The 13,719-nt window shown below is 40.3% G+C and carries 15 protein-coding genes; 7 read left to right on the top strand and 8 right to left on the bottom strand.

The annotated features are described in order from the left end of the window. Positions 1–606, bottom strand: a complete 606-nt coding sequence (locus CLV99_RS05400; RefSeq protein WP_133583456.1) for a TetR/AcrR family transcriptional regulator — start codon at positions 604–606, stop codon at positions 1–3. A 138-nt stretch (positions 607–744) separates the two neighbouring features. On the opposite strand from CLV99_RS05400, the gene CLV99_RS05395 reads away from it, so the two are divergent. Continuing rightward, positions 745–1,548: a patatin-like phospholipase family protein gene (locus CLV99_RS05395; protein ID WP_133583455.1), complete on the top strand. Its 804-nt coding sequence runs from the start codon at positions 745–747 to the stop codon at positions 1,546–1,548. A 27-nt stretch (positions 1,549–1,575) separates the two neighbouring features. On the opposite strand, the gene hisD is transcribed toward CLV99_RS05395, so the two are convergent. Then, positions 1,576–2,868 carry a histidinol dehydrogenase gene (gene hisD, locus CLV99_RS05390; protein ID WP_133583454.1) on the bottom strand — a complete coding sequence of 431 codons (1,293 nt, stop codon included), beginning with the start codon at positions 2,866–2,868 and terminating at the stop codon, positions 1,576–1,578. Next, positions 2,868–3,719: an ATP phosphoribosyltransferase gene (gene hisG / locus CLV99_RS05385; RefSeq protein WP_133583453.1), complete on the bottom strand. Its 852-nt coding sequence runs from the start codon at positions 3,717–3,719 to the stop codon at positions 2,868–2,870. The genes hisD and hisG overlap by 1 nt, the downstream gene beginning before the upstream one ends. 333 nt (positions 3,720–4,052) lie before the next feature. On the opposite strand from hisG, the gene CLV99_RS05380 reads away from it, so the two are divergent. The 4 genes from CLV99_RS05380 to CLV99_RS05365 all read left to right on the top strand — a co-directional run bounded on the left by CLV99_RS05380 (position 4,053) and on the right by CLV99_RS05365 (position 8,597). Further along, entirely contained in the window at positions 4,053–5,651 is a 1,599-nt protein-coding gene (locus CLV99_RS05380; RefSeq protein WP_133583452.1) for a M60 family metallopeptidase, read from the top strand. Positions 5,652–5,892: 241 nt separating this feature from the next. Beyond that, positions 5,893–6,792, top strand: a complete 900-nt coding sequence (locus CLV99_RS05375) for a cation diffusion facilitator family transporter (RefSeq protein ID WP_133583451.1) — start codon at positions 5,893–5,895, stop codon at positions 6,790–6,792. Positions 6,793–6,943: 151 nt separating this feature from the next. Then, positions 6,944–8,275 (top strand): NADP-specific glutamate dehydrogenase, encoded by a 1,332-nt coding sequence (gene gdhA, locus CLV99_RS05370; protein ID WP_133583450.1) that lies wholly within the window; start codon positions 6,944–6,946, stop codon positions 8,273–8,275. 76 nt (positions 8,276–8,351) lie between these two features. After that, positions 8,352–8,597, top strand: coding sequence for a hypothetical protein (locus CLV99_RS05365; protein WP_133583449.1), 246 nt, complete (start codon positions 8,352–8,354; stop codon positions 8,595–8,597). A 36-nt stretch (positions 8,598–8,633) separates the two neighbouring features. Here CLV99_RS05365 and CLV99_RS05360 read toward each other — a convergent pair whose 3' ends face one another. Both CLV99_RS05360 and CLV99_RS05355 read right to left on the bottom strand, forming a co-directional pair. Next, positions 8,634–9,347, bottom strand: coding sequence for an SIR2 family NAD-dependent protein deacylase (locus tag CLV99_RS05360; RefSeq protein ID WP_133583448.1), 714 nt, complete (start codon positions 9,345–9,347; stop codon positions 8,634–8,636). Between the two features lie 66 nt (positions 9,348–9,413). Next, entirely contained in the window at positions 9,414–9,713 is a 300-nt protein-coding gene (locus CLV99_RS05355; RefSeq protein ID WP_133583447.1) for a YgaP family membrane protein, read from the bottom strand. Between the two features lie 109 nt (positions 9,714–9,822). Here CLV99_RS05355 and CLV99_RS05350 point away from each other — a divergent pair, with 109 nt between their 5' ends. Next, positions 9,823–10,662: an ATP cone domain-containing protein gene (locus tag CLV99_RS05350; protein WP_133583446.1), complete on the top strand. Its 840-nt coding sequence runs from the start codon at positions 9,823–9,825 to the stop codon at positions 10,660–10,662. 3 nt (positions 10,663–10,665) lie between these two features. Here the strand turns inward: CLV99_RS05350 and CLV99_RS05345 are convergent, their stop codons facing one another. Genes CLV99_RS05345 through CLV99_RS05335 form a run of 3 tightly spaced genes read right to left on the bottom strand, consistent with a single transcriptional unit; the run spans position 10,666 to position 12,389 of the window. Continuing rightward, positions 10,666–11,082, bottom strand: a complete 417-nt coding sequence (locus CLV99_RS05345; protein ID WP_211348421.1) for an NUDIX hydrolase — start codon at positions 11,080–11,082, stop codon at positions 10,666–10,668. 3 nt (positions 11,083–11,085) lie between these two features. Further along, positions 11,086–12,150 (bottom strand): 3-dehydroquinate synthase, encoded by a 1,065-nt coding sequence (gene aroB, locus CLV99_RS05340; RefSeq protein WP_133583445.1) that lies wholly within the window; start codon positions 12,148–12,150, stop codon positions 11,086–11,088. Between the two features lie 32 nt (positions 12,151–12,182). Then, a complete protein-coding gene (locus tag CLV99_RS05335) occupies positions 12,183–12,389 on the bottom strand; it encodes an RNA-binding S4 domain-containing protein (RefSeq protein WP_133583444.1) in 207 nt (68 codons plus the stop codon). Between the two features lie 92 nt (positions 12,390–12,481). Between CLV99_RS05335 and CLV99_RS05330 the strand changes: the two genes are divergently transcribed. Further along, positions 12,482–13,678 carry a proline dehydrogenase family protein gene (locus CLV99_RS05330; protein WP_133583443.1) on the top strand — a complete coding sequence of 399 codons (1,197 nt, stop codon included), beginning with the start codon at positions 12,482–12,484 and terminating at the stop codon, positions 13,676–13,678. Positions 13,679–13,719: the final 41 nt, after the last annotated feature.

Raw genomic sequence — 13,719 nt, 5'->3', positions numbered from 1 at the left:
TTATTTGTTGTTTTTTAGTGTAAATATAAAACCTTCAACAGCGTCTATCAGTGTAGCCGTAGGTGCCGAAGGGATATTGTCATCTGATAATAATGCGATTGCTATGAAGCCGTGAAGTGTATACCAAAAGGTTTTTAGTTTCAGATACTTATCTGCAGTCTCATTTGCCGAATCGGCTAGGACTTGCTCTATAGCACTGTACATATAGTTCGAGGTCCGCTGCATTTCTTCCGAACTATTAATTGCTTCGCATGGAGGGATTCCCAAGCCGAACATGATTCTATAATGCTGCACATAGGTGGAGGCGAATCGCCAGTACGTATAGGCGATATCCCTTAATCGTTCGCTAGAATCGATTTTGTCCGAAGGTATCAAACTCATTTCATGCGATAGGATATTGAATCCTTCCTTTGAGAAATATTCGATGATAGCCTCTTTACTTTCAAAGTGTTTATAGATTACAGGTGCGCTATATTCGATTGCATCGGCAATCTTACGAATAGATAGCGCCTGCCATCCATCCTCTGTGATTATCTTCCACGACTGGGTGATAATCTTGCTGCGTAGCTCCTGAATTTCACGTTCTCTTCTTGTTGTTATGCTCATGTGTTTGAACATTTAGTTAACACTGTTAGCAAAAGTAACACCCGTTTTTATTTTTTGCAAATACCGCTCGTTTTTTAGACTTTCAGTTGACAAAAATAAATCTATCTTTTTTTCTATCTTTAATCAAAACTGTATAATATGCAACAACAGAAGGTATCTTTAGTTCTAGGTAGCGGTGGCGCACGGGGTATTTCTCAAATAGGCGCTATACAATGGCTCCTTGAGCAGGGAGTCGAAATCGACGAGGTGGTAGGCTGTTCTATAGGCTCGCTTGTCGGAGCTGCTTTTGCTGGAGGAAAGATAGGAGAGCTGGGCGAGTGGATGAGTAAGCTGACCAAGCGGGAAGTGTTTCGTTTGATGGACTTTTCGGATCCTAGATTTGGGATATTAAAAGGTCAAAAGGTTATGCGTACGCTACAGGAGGTTTTCGAAGATGTTGCTATTGAGAGACTCGGTGTCAAATTTACTGCTGTTGCAACAGATTTGGTTAGTGAGCAGGAAGTTATCTTTCGCAAGGGGAGTATCTATTCTGCAATTCGGGCTTCAATAGCTATACCTGCTGTTTTTCAGGGGGTACAGATTGCTAATAAGTTTCTCGTCGACGGAGGTGTTCTTAATCCTGTACCTATTAATTATGTACAGAATATCGACAATATCAAGATAGCAATCAATTTAGATGGTCCACCAAAGGCGGTTGTAGGCAAATCATACAGCAAACTCAATGCATTAGATTTATTACAGGAATCTTATATGGCGATGCGACGCAGGCTGAGCCTATTGAGCATCCAATTGTATAAGCCCGACTATGTGATAAATATTCCTAATGACCTTTCAGGAATATGGGATTTCGATCGTTCGTCAGATTTGATAAAAGAAGGGTATGAACTGACTCGGAGCACGCTATCTGAACATATTGATAAGATAAAAGGTAAGCAAGTTTAGTTGCTCTTGCTTACCTTTTTATGTGTATTATAAATCTGCTTTGCGTATGCTGACTGCATTTTTATGGCCATGCAGTCCTTCTAGCTCAGCCAGTATTTCTACCACCGAACCGATCTGTTGTAGCCCTTCCTGACTTATCTGCTGAAATGTAATTTTCTTAATAAACGAATCTACAGAAACTCCAGAGTAGGATTTTGCATAGCCTGAGGTAGGTAGCGTGTGATTTGTCCCCGAAGCATAATCTCCCGCACTTTCCGGAGTAAGATGTCCAAGGAAGACAGAACCCGCATTCAGTATCAGCGAAGTTATGGATTGCCAAGCGTCCGATTCGATGATCAGGTGCTCAGGAGCATAAGTATTCGAAAAATCCATCGCCGCTCTCAAATCTGTCGCTAGGATAGCGTAGGAATTTGCCAACGCGGCGCTGGCTATTTCCTGGCGCGGTAGTAAGCTTACCTGTTTACTCAGTTCCTGATTGACCTGTGCAATCAGTTCCGAAGATGTAGAGACTAGTACAGCCTGACTGTCTGGCCCATGTTCGGCCTGCGCCAATAGATCTGCTGCTATATAAGCAGGGTTTGCTGTATCATCTGCGATTACTAGTACTTCCGAAGGTCCAGCAGGCATATCTATACTGACATTCGTCTGACCTTGTATGATACTTTTCGCTTTAGTAACAAATTGATTTCCCGGCCCGAATATTTTGTCGACTTTAGGCACAGTTTCCGTTCCGAATGCCATAGCGGCAATAGCCTGAGCACCTCCCACTAGATATATGCGGTCGATTTTCAATAGTATCAAACAATAAGCCACGAATCCATTGATTTTACCTGATTTTTGAGGAGGAGAACAGACCACAATCTCTTTACAGCCAGCTATTCTCGCCGGAACACCCAGCATGAGCAGGGTAGAGGGCAATACGGCCGAGCCACCAGGGATATAAAGGCCAACGCGTTCTATAGGGCGAGCCTCACGCCAACATTTTACCCCCGGCATCGTTTCCGTTACTCGCTCGCGTTTCAGCTGCGTACTGTGAAAACGGTGAATATTTTGAAATGCGATTTCGAGTGCGCGTTGCTGGTCTCTAGATATTGTACTGGCGAGTTCCTCGATCTCGTCTTTGCCCAAATATACTTGTTCCAAATCCACCTGGTCAAATTTAGAAGCATAAGCTCTTAGCGCTTTGTCTCCTGAACTTTTTACATCTTCGATGATGGAATATACGGTGTCAGAGATAGCATTATTAGGGTCTGTATTTCGTAGTACCAGCTGTTCGATAGCAGCTGGAGATAATTCTTCCTGATTGTAAACTTTTAGCATTATAATATGATTTTTTCTATAGGCATCACCACGATTCCTTGTGCGCCCACAGACTTGAGTTTATTGATTTTACCCCAAAAATCATCTTCCGAAATTACGGTGTGTACAGCTACCCAACCTTCCTCCGCGAGAGGAACTACGGTTGGACTTTTGACACCTTTTAGTAATTCCGTTACTTTTTCGAGGTTGTTTTTTTCTACATTAAGTACCACATACTTCGTCTCCTTTGCTCTTAACACCGATTGAATCCGTTGCAACAGCTCCATTAATATTTCGTTTTCTTCCAAGCCTTCGCGTGCTATCAATATAGCTTCCGATTTGCGTACATCAGCAAATGGCTTCAAGCCGTTGCTTTTTAGTGTACCGCCAGTCGATACAATATCGCAGATAGCATCACTTAGCCCTAGGCCTGGAGCGATTTCTACAGAACCAGAAATTGTCTGAATATCGGCGTCTATTTTATATTCCTCAAGAAAATTCTTTAGGATAACAGGGTAGGAGGTTGCGATTGATTTGCCATTAAGATCTTTTAAATCAGAGATTTTAGAGTCTCTAGGTATAGCAAGTTTTAATGTGCATTTTCCAAATCCAAGTCGCTGTAAATAAGACACATTGGATTCTGTTTCGTCAATAACATTTTCGCCTACAATACCAAGGTCGGCAATACCTTCTTCTACATATCCAGGGATATCATCGTCTCTCAAAAACAAGATTTCTAGATTAAAATTAGAAACAGAAGTAATTAGAGAGCTTTTATAGTTCTCGAAATCGAGACCACAGTTTTTTAGAAGTTGAACAGATTTTTCATTTAATCTACCCGACTTTTGGATAGCTATTTTTAGATTTTTCAAAACGAATTGTTTAGGTGTAGTAAAAACTATTATTAATTATAAAAAAATGAAATCGAGGGGGAGTTGCTTCACGTAGAAACACATAACATTACATATCGCCAATCTGGCGATGATGCATATGAATGTGATGTGTAAGCATTGTTGTCATTTATTAATAATAATTAGCCAAATGTAGAATTTTGTTAGAGCATTTGCAAATTTATTTTTCTTACCCTAAAAATTAGACAATCGTTTGCAATAAGATTCTAATCTCGATATTCATATTGTCACTTTTTTGTTGCGCTTTCTTGAATGTTTAATCCCTTATTTTAGGCATTACTATACGTATTAATTATGAAAAGAACTCTATTTGCAGCAGCAGCCCTAAACCTATTTGCGATAGGTTTGAATGCACAGACGATTTCCGATTTAACGACAATTACGAACAGTTTGTCCCTTTTTGGCGATCCTGTCGCTACGACTCTTAAAAAAGGTGTTAATACTAAGGAAGCTAATAAGATAGTAGATCCCGTTATCAAAGATGTAGCCTTGCAGATGCTTAAAGGAACCTATGATAATAGCTTTAAGGTCAATACATACAAAGCTTTACTTTCACCAACAACATTAGGGAAAGAGCTCAGTATTGGAAATGGTTACAGTAAATATGAGAATATTACAGGTGTTTATCTACCATTGGGCAAGCATGTTGTTTTGGTAGAGGGAATCGAAGGGGGTAAGAAGGTAAAACTGGTAGTTCCAAACTGGGAGCGGAAAGCACCAAACCCAGAAGAACCAACCAAGGATCCCAAAGGATGGGGGATAGAGAAGCAGACATTTGACCTACAGAATGGAATTAATATCATTGATTTGAACAACTATGGTAGTTTGGCTTATATCGATTATTTCTCTGACACACCGGCAGAAGAAAAACCTATCAAAGTCCATTTTATCACAGGAAAGACGAATGGTTATTTTGATATCAAGAAGAACGATAATGCCGATTGGAATAAGTTAGTAGACAATGCTGTATTTCCTATACTGGACGGTATCGGCGAACATATACAAATCGCCTATCCTGTTGAATCCATCAAAAAATACGCTTACGGGCGGGGAGTGGAGCTCATTAGCAACTACGATTCCCTTGTTTATCGTCAGCATCGGATAATGGGATTGATTAAGTACGGAAAAGTGCCTCAAAATAAGATTCTCTCGCGCGTAAATTATAATTATTACATGTTTAGGGACGGTGATGGGGTAGCTTATATGGGAGACAAAAAAGGCTATGCGATGAATCTTGTCGTAGACCCGAGCCGTGTTATAAAAGGCGACCCTTGTTGGGGATTTAGCCACGAAGTAGGGCATGTACACCAGACACGGCCTATGTTTAACTGGGGAGGCTTGGGCGAGGTGAGCAATAACTTGTTCTCCTTGTATGTTACACGGTCTTTTGATAACCCCACACGGATTTCAAAACAAGGAAACTATAAGACCGCGAAAGAGAAGATAATTGATGGTAGAATATCTTTTTTACAGGATCCAGACGTCTTTAATAGATTGGTTCCGTTCTGGCAACTTCAGTTGTATTTCGAAGGCGCTGGAAAGAATCCAGATTTCTATCCAGATTTGTTTGAAGCATTTCGTAATCAAGCCAATAAAAAGAGTAATTCCAATCAGGTAAAAAGCACGAACTGGGCTCAAGAACGTATGCGGGGCGAGAAAAACCCAGCTGTTCATCAGTTGAATTTTGTAAAGACAGCTTGTGAAGTATCAAAGGTCGATTTAACAGATTTCTTTGATAAATATGGATTTTTCTATATTGGAGAGTTTGATTTGGACGATTACGGAAAGTATACATACAGCATGACGAGAGAAATGGTTGATGCTTGTAAGCAAACCATTAAGAGCATGAAGCTAAGAAAACCTGTTGTAGACCTGACTACATTGACCGATTAATAGTTAGCTGAGGGAACGTTAGGCTATAGGATAGAGAAATCCGGTTAATACAAGTTAGCCGGATTTCTGCGTATTGTAGGATTGGTAGGACAGCTGCTCAATATACCTATTTAACATAACGTAAATTATATCAACAACATGTGTTTTTTATCTTTAACTTGTTTAACATTTGGCTGTAATAAATACCATCGGAGTTTTATGCGAGCGAATTATTTGTTTACTTTGTATAAACATTGAAAACATGTCCTCCAAAGCAGATAAAGCAGAAAAGACAGTATACTTCAGTATTATAGGTAGTTTAGGTCTAGCTATAATTAAATGGTTAGCAGGTTTCTTCGGAAACTCATTTGCTTTGATAGCCGATGCCATCGAATCTACTACAGATATTTTCTCATCAATTTTAGTGTTGCTTGGGATTAAATATTCCAAACGACCAGCAGATGAAACACATCCGTATGGGCATGGTCGTATCGAACCATTAGTTACGTTTATTGTCGTTATTTTTCTGGTAATATCTGCAACGGTTATTGCACATCAAAGCGTGATCAATCTACGGACTGCACACGAGCCGCCTGAAGCTTGGACATTGTTTGTTTTAGCGGGAATTATTATATGGAAAGAAATTAGTTATCAGGTTGTTAGCCGTCGTGCCAAAGCCTTAAATAGCACATCCTTAAAAGCCGACGCTTGGCATCATCGTAGTGACGCAATTACTTCTGTAGCTGCATTTATTGGGATCTCAGTAGCATTATGGCTTGGTGAAGGTTATGAATATGCCGACGATTGGGCTGCTCTTTTTGCGTCCGGATTTATCCTCTACAATTGTTATCATATTTTTCGACCAGCTTTGGGCGAGATTATGGATGAGAATTTATTTGAAGACATGGTGAATGACGTTAAAGAAATGTCTTTACGTGTAGACGGTGTTTTAGCGACAGATAAGTGTTTTGTGAGAAAAATAGGTATGACATATATTGTTGACCTTCATGCTGTTGTGAGTCCTGATCTGAGTGTTAGGCAAGGTCATGATATTGCTCACGCATTAAAAGATTACTTGATGCTTAATATGCCTTCAATTTCAAATGTATTCGTACATATTGAGCCTTTTGATCCTGCTGCAGCCAAAAAGGCAAATAGTTAAGCGAATGCCCCTCTCCTCTTTAAATGGTCACTTTTGATTTAATAGATAACTATTGAATTGATATTTTTATTGTGTTTTTTTAATTTTTTTGCATTTAATTATATAGAATTGTTAAATTTGGAAACTTCTGTATATAATATTTTCAAAAAAAATGCTAAACCTTAACACTTTTATTAAATACGTTGAAAAGCGTAATCCAAACGAACCCGAGTTTCTACAGGCTGTGGTTGAAGTTTTGGAAGACCTCATCCCCTATATTAACGAATTTCACCCCGAATTTGAGGGATTAAAGATTTTAGAAAGATTGACAGAGCCTGAGCGAGTTGTTTCCTTTCGTGTAGCTTGGTTGGATGATAATAACCAGATTCAGGTCAATCGTGGATATAGAGTTCAGATGAATAGTGCTATAGGTCCTTATAAAGGTGGGCTCCGCTTCGCTCCTAGTGTGAATTTAAGTGTTTTAAAGTTTCTGGCATTCGAGCAGGTCTTTAAGAACTCACTGACGAGTTTACCTATTGGCGGAGGTAAAGGTGGTGCTGACTTCGATCCTAAAGGAAAGTCGGACAATGAGATAATGCGTTTCTGTCAGGCCTTTATGACCGAATTGTATCGTCATATAGGTGCGGATACTGATGTTCCTGCCGGAGATATTGGCGTTGGAGGCCGAGAGATTGGCTATCTATTTGGTCAATACAAGCGTATTCAGAATAATTTCACTGGTGTACTTACTGGCAAAGGTGTCAATTGGGGAGGTTCTTACATCAGGCCAGAGGCTACAGGCTACGGCCTTTTGTATTTTGTAGGGTGTATCTACGATTCGATCAATGAAAACCTGGAAGGCAAAACTGTTGCAATTTCAGGAGCAGGCAATGTCGCTTATTTTGCAGCAGAAAAAGCTATTTCATTGGGTGCTAGGGTAATTACAATATCGAACAGCTCGGGCACATTGTATGACAAAGAAGGACTTACTTTAGAGAAGTTGTCGTTTATCAATACACTAGGACGTGATTTGAATAAGTTTACCAAAAAATACAAAACAGCAACTTTTCATCCCGGTGAGAAGCCGTGGCAGTTTAAATGTGATATCGCACTACCCTGTGCAACGGAAAATGAACTCAATGAAGCAGATGCGAAGAAACTGATAAAAAATGGTTGCAAATGTGTTGCTGAAGGTGCCAATATGCCTTCGACTGCTGAGGCTGTGAAAGTTTTTCTAAAAGCTAAAGTGTTTTTTGGGCCGGGCAAAGCTGCGAATGCAGGTGGTGTGGCTGTATCTGGTTTAGAAATGTCCCAAAATTCTATTGGACAGCAGTGGTCTGCCAGTAAAGTAGATGGTCGGTTAAAGACTATTATGGAGAACATTCATAAGACCTGTGTGCGCTATGGAAAAGAAGAAGGTGGATATATCAACTATCTCAAAGGGGCAAATATCGGTGGTTTTATCAAAGTTGCCGAAGCGATGAAGTCTCAGGGCGTATTATGATGATATTCTTACTCCATTAATTATACAATTGGTAAGATTTTGTTTACTTTGTGCCTTCTAATTAAATCAAGATTAAATGAGGGTTTTAGCAGAATTGCCGCATTCAGATTGTAAGATTACTATTTTTGGGATGAATCAAAAGTTCATTATCAAGTTTGAGCAGGGGAATCTTGAACAATCGTATAAGATTGCAGAATCAGATGTATTGAATGGAGTCAATGGAGTCTTCGAGATTCTAGATGAGCAGTTTATCAACCAGGTGCTACAGTCTTTTACCAGCATGCGGACTGGATTTAACGATACCTATAATAGATACTATTAAATAAAATAGGAGAACTTTTCATAAGCTCTCCTATTTTTATTTTTTAAATGTATTATGCTCGCCAAAATTGGCCACCATATTTGGTAGGGCTATTGAAGCCTTCTCTTCACACAGTTGTATTGTATTGCTCCCTATATTTAGCTGAGGTATATTCGGGTCTACTACCACTATCTCACATTCCCGCGATGTCTCGTATACTAAGTTTGCTGCCGGGTATACCTGTAACGAGGTACCAATTACCAATAGAAAATCTGCATCCTTAACTAGACGAATGGCTTTATCCATATTAGGTACAGCCTCTCCAAACCATACAACGTGCGGTCTCAACGGTGAACCAAATTCGCAGGTTTCCTCCATTCCAATCACATCCCCTGTTATCGGATATACCATTGTTGGGTCCAGCGAAGACTGAGATTTTCTGATTTCACCATGTAGGTGTATGATATTTTTACTGCCTGCACGTTCGTGGAGGTCATCTATATTCTGTGTGACAATCCATACATCGGCGTATTGTTCTAGCTCAACCAGCGCGATGTGTGCCGGATTAGGTGCTGCTAGAATACATTTTTTCCGTCGCTCATTATAAAAACGCTGTACCATTTCTGGGCTTCGACGCCATGCATCTGGTGTCGCCACATCTTCAATGCGGTGTCCCTCCCATAGACCATCATTTCCCCTGAATGTCTGTAGTCCACTTTCGGCTGAGATGCCGGCCCCCGTTAAGACGACTATCTTACTTCGTTTTGTCATTCTTCAAAGATAAAAAAAGACCTCATGGAGTGGCAGTTTCTAGGTAGAAAATCAATCCCGTCAGCACTATTGTTTTACAAAGTAGCGATGTTCGATTACAGTTACTTCGTCTTCTTTTTTAGTCATTTTATCAAGGCCTGCTTTGATGCTACAGTGTCCCGTTATTCCCCGGTATACCAAAGCGCCGCCGAGGGTCACTCCTGTCAATGCCGTCATTGGACGTTTTATGAGTTGCTTTATACCTATTCCCAATATCAGTCCACCAGCTACAACTGACAGTATTCGTTCAGAGGTTCCTACATTCCCATCGATACAATCTTCGTCCACTTTCTTTTTTATTTTTTCTAAGGCGTAGTTCAATAGCATATTGTTGATGTTTTAGTTACAGTTATATAACAACTTATTTCAGATTATGTTTTTCAATAAATGTGATTATATGTATCTTGAGGAGTAATATTAAATAGCGAAATAGACCATGCAGGTAAAGAAACATTCCGGAGAATTAGTCCCCTTTAGACCAGACAGTTTAAGACACTCTTTATCCCGGTCGGGAGCCTCTCCAGACGAGGTTGATGGAGTCTTCGAGCGTATCAAAGACAAACTTTATGATGGTATTTCTACACGGGAATTGTACGAACTCGCCTTCGAATACCTTAAGTCCTGTCGGGATACCTACGCTGCAAGATATAGCCTCAAAAAAGCATTGCGGGATCTGGGGCCCGAAGGGTTCTATTTCGAAAAATGGGTGGCTCGTATGTTTCAGGAAGACGGATACAAGGCCGTTACAGGACAGATTATACAGGGCCATGCCGTGACTCATGAGATAGATGTAGTAGCTACCAAAGGACAAGAGCTACTTGCAATCGAGTGTAAATTTAGAAATGATGTGGATGCCAAGATATCCGTTACTACACCGATGTACTTCATGTCCCGGGTTGTCGATATATCGGATATAAAATATACCTTTTTTGATAAGACCTTAAAAGTTTCAGCCGGATGGCTCGTCACAAACGCTTATCTCACGACAGATTCTATCAAGTTTGGTGAATATCATAAGATGAATCTGTTAGCTTGGGACTATCCAAGAGAGGCTAGTTTAAAAGCAAGAGTAGATAATAATGGGCAGTATCCCATCACGTGTTTGACCTCTTTAGGTGCGCAGGACAAAGCCCGGTTATTGAAAGCACAGTGTATTTTGGTTAAAGATGTCGTTCGGAATCCCAAATTTCTTCAGATGATAGAGATTAACCAAGAAAAAAGGAAGCAGATTTTAGAAGAAGCGGTAGACTTGGTGAATAGCCCCTTGGAGCATTAGACGCTAGAGTTTTTCAGCTAACCATTTGGGTAATGCAAACTCTGTAAAGAGATGCGCAAGTCGGTAGTTTGTGTAATTCGTCTTGGATAGCCAGACTACCTCTTCTATCTCTGCGTATCCTGACAGGGTTAGCGTTAGATTCTTGTTTAGTAGGAATATATGACCTTCTACCATTGTGTCCACTTCATTTGCCGCTGTGGTTGTATGGTTTCCCAAGAAAGTAAAGTCAGTCACATCGAAAGACAGGTTCAGCTCCTCTTTCAGTTCGCGTCTCAGTGCTTCGTTAGTTGTTTCCGTAGCTTCAATTTTCCCTCCAGGTAACGCAAAGTAAAGACCGTCTTTTTTTCTAACGACCAAAATATCATTTTGGTCGTTAGTTATAATAGCTAAAGCTACCCTGATGGTCTTCGTTTTGTTCACCCCTTAGTTGCTTGCTTTCAGGTAGTAATCTAGAGCTTCCTTGATGTCTTCTTCTGATACATAAATATTATATACCGCGCTTCCTATGCGTTCTAGAAGAGCAAAACCGATTTTACCATCCTCATTCTTTTTGTCATTTTTCATTAACTCCAAAAATTCCTCATACTGATTTGGAGTATATCCATGGCGATTGTATCGTGATAGAAATGTAGTAGTTATATCCTGTAGTTCCACTTCAGAAAGTCCCGTATGTTTGTGCGACAACCAAGCTTCACAAATCATTCCTATAGCTATGGCTTCTCCATGCAATAGTGGGTTCGAATCGTGTAACAAGGAATACCCTTCGATAGCATGCCCGATCGTGTGCCCAAAGTTCAATATTTTGCGCAAGCCCTGTTCTGTTGGATCGCTTAGGATTACGTTGTTTTTTATCTCTACCGAGCGGTATACAATCTCCGTACTCACGTTTGCGGCATCGATTTGCTTACAGGTATCATATAGATCTTTGTCCTGAATCAAGCCATGCTTTATGATTTCGGCAAATCCAGAAGTCAATTGCCTTTGGTCCAATGTATCCAAAAACGCGGAGCTGATAAATACAGCCTGGGGTTGGGTGAAGGTGCCGATAATATTTTTCACATTATCCAAGTCTATCCCTGTTTTGCCGCCTACAGAGGCATCTACTTGTGATAGTAAGGTTGTCGGAATCTGTACGAAATCGATTCCTCTTTTATAGGTTGATGCAGCAAATCCACCCATATCAGTCACCACTCCTCCACCTAGGTTTATCATCAATGCCTTTCGATCTGCTCCAAAGTCCAGCATCGTTTTCCAGACACCGATACAAAAATCAATGTTCTTATTCTCCTCTCCAGGGTCTACTTCGATGATATCATAGTCCACTAGATTCGGTAGTGCCGCCTGTAATACAGGTAGGCAGTGGTCGTTGGTATTCCTATCTACGAAGACAAGAATCTGTGAGTATGCCCTTTCGGCAATAAATGACTCTAATGACTTTAACGAATCGTCAAAATATACATTATACCCTAAACTATTGATTGTTTGCATGTTCTTTTTATGAGGAAGTAAATATACTTATTTTATACGATTTTGACCTTTTGTCCGTCAAACTCTACTGTATCTCCTTTTCGCACTTTCAACCTTTTTCTCAAATCGACAGCACCATTGTACATTACGAGCCCATCTTCTACCACTCGTTGGGCCATACCACCATGTTCGACCCAATTGAGTGCTTTTAATAATTGTATCATCGGAATAAACTCTCCTTCTAGTGTGAATGTTTGCATATACAAAAGTAAGTTAATCTTGCGTAAAATAATCTTTTTCCCAGAAAAGTAATCATTAATTACTTACTTTTGTCCCGAAAAATTAATACAAAATGACAGCAACAGAAAGTTCTTCGACATTAAACTTTGATAACACTGAGATAGCGTTTCGCAACAAGTCCGACAAAGACCTAGAGCGGGCGTATTGGTTATTCAAAATGGTCGCATCCAATGCGCTGATTAAGATAGGTACTCCAATAACGAACTTTTCTTTAAATATAGGTCTTCCTATCCAGGGAATAATCCGCAATACCATTTACAAGCAGTTCTGTGGAGGCGAGACTATTCAAGGATGTACTAAGGCAATTGAAGAGTTGGGTAAAGGTAATGTGACGACCATATTAGATTATTCTGTAGAGGGCGAAGAGTCCGAAGAGAGTTTTGATGCATGTTGCAATGAAGTATTGTCTACGGTAGCATTTGCCAGAACGAATAAGCTTATCTCCTTCTGTGTATTCAAGCCGACAGGAGTTGGACGTTTCGATTTATTAGCAAAAGTCGATGCCAAACAAGAATTGACAGCTGAAGAGAAACAAGAGTTTGCACGTCTTATGGACCGTTGCGACCGTATTTGTAAAGCATGCTACGATGCTGATATCAGAGTGTTGATCGATGCTGAGCATTCTTGGATACAAGATACGATAGATGATATCGCGCGGGAGATGATGGAAAAATACAATAAGCAAAAACCTATTGTATACAATACCTATCAATTGTACAGACACGACAAGCTAGCTTCTTTGAAAGCTGACTTTGCTTATGCCGAAGTTCAGAACTTTTTCCTAGGCGCTAAAATTGTTCGTGGAGCCTATATGGAGATTGAGCGTGAGCGTGCTGCTGAAAAAGGATACCCATCTCCTATACAACCTACCAAACAATCGAGCGACACTGACTACAACAATGCTATAATGTTCTGTATGGACAACGTTGAGCGAATTGGGTTAATGGCTGGCACGCACAATGATGCAAGTAGCATGTTGTTGGCGAGTGAGATGGATAAGCGCAATATCCCCCACAACCATCCACATGTATTCTTTGCTCAGCTGTTAGGGATGTCAGACAATCTTTCGTTCAATCTTGGAGCGGCAAATTACAACGTAGCAAAGTATATGCCCTATGGCCCCGTAAAATCTGTAATGCCTTACCTTTTCCGTCGAGCACAAGAGAATAGCTCTGCTGCAGGACAGACTGGACGTGAGTTGAGTTTGATTATCAAAGAAAAGAAACGCAGAAAGAGCTTAAAAAAATAATCGAATATAGGCTATTGATGTAGCTGTTCATCTTATCTCCG

It is taken from the genome of Sphingobacterium yanglingense (assembly GCF_004363245.1).
Lineage (GTDB): Bacteria > Bacteroidota > Bacteroidia > Sphingobacteriales > Sphingobacteriaceae > Sphingobacterium > Sphingobacterium yanglingense.
Note: the sequence above shows the minus strand (reverse complement) of the source record. Positions and strands in the feature narration are given on the sequence as shown.

Bases quoted from the DNA above. Each gene is read 5' to 3' on its own strand.
- aroB (WP_133583445.1), bottom strand. From the start codon at position 12,150: ATGCAAACAATCAATAGTTTAGGGTATAATGTATATTTTGACGATTCG.
- CLV99_RS05350 (WP_133583446.1), top strand. From the start codon at position 9,823: ATGCAGGTAAAGAAACATTCCGGAGAATTAGTCCCCTTTAGACCAGAC.
- CLV99_RS05395 (WP_133583455.1), top strand. From the start codon at position 745: ATGCAACAACAGAAGGTATCTTTAGTTCTAGGTAGCGGTGGCGCACGG.
- CLV99_RS05375 (WP_133583451.1), top strand. From the start codon at position 5,893: ATGTCCTCCAAAGCAGATAAAGCAGAAAAGACAGTATACTTCAGTATT.
- CLV99_RS05355 (WP_133583447.1), bottom strand. From the start codon at position 9,713: ATGCTATTGAACTACGCCTTAGAAAAAATAAAAAAGAAAGTGGACGAA.
- gdhA (WP_133583450.1), top strand. From the start codon at position 6,944: ATGCTAAACCTTAACACTTTTATTAAATACGTTGAAAAGCGTAATCCA.
- CLV99_RS05365 (WP_133583449.1), top strand. From the start codon at position 8,352: ATGAGGGTTTTAGCAGAATTGCCGCATTCAGATTGTAAGATTACTATT.
- CLV99_RS05335 (WP_133583444.1), bottom strand. From the start codon at position 12,389: ATGCAAACATTCACACTAGAAGGAGAGTTTATTCCGATGATACAATTA.
- CLV99_RS05380 (WP_133583452.1), top strand. From the start codon at position 4,053: ATGAAAAGAACTCTATTTGCAGCAGCAGCCCTAAACCTATTTGCGATA.
- hisD (WP_133583454.1), bottom strand. From the start codon at position 2,868: ATGCTAAAAGTTTACAATCAGGAAGAATTATCTCCAGCTGCTATCGAA.
- CLV99_RS05360 (WP_133583448.1), bottom strand. From the start codon at position 9,347: ATGACAAAACGAAGTAAGATAGTCGTCTTAACGGGGGCCGGCATCTCA.
- CLV99_RS05400 (WP_133583456.1), bottom strand. From the start codon at position 606: ATGAGCATAACAACAAGAAGAGAACGTGAAATTCAGGAGCTACGCAGC.
- CLV99_RS05330 (WP_133583443.1), top strand. From the start codon at position 12,482: ATGACAGCAACAGAAAGTTCTTCGACATTAAACTTTGATAACACTGAG.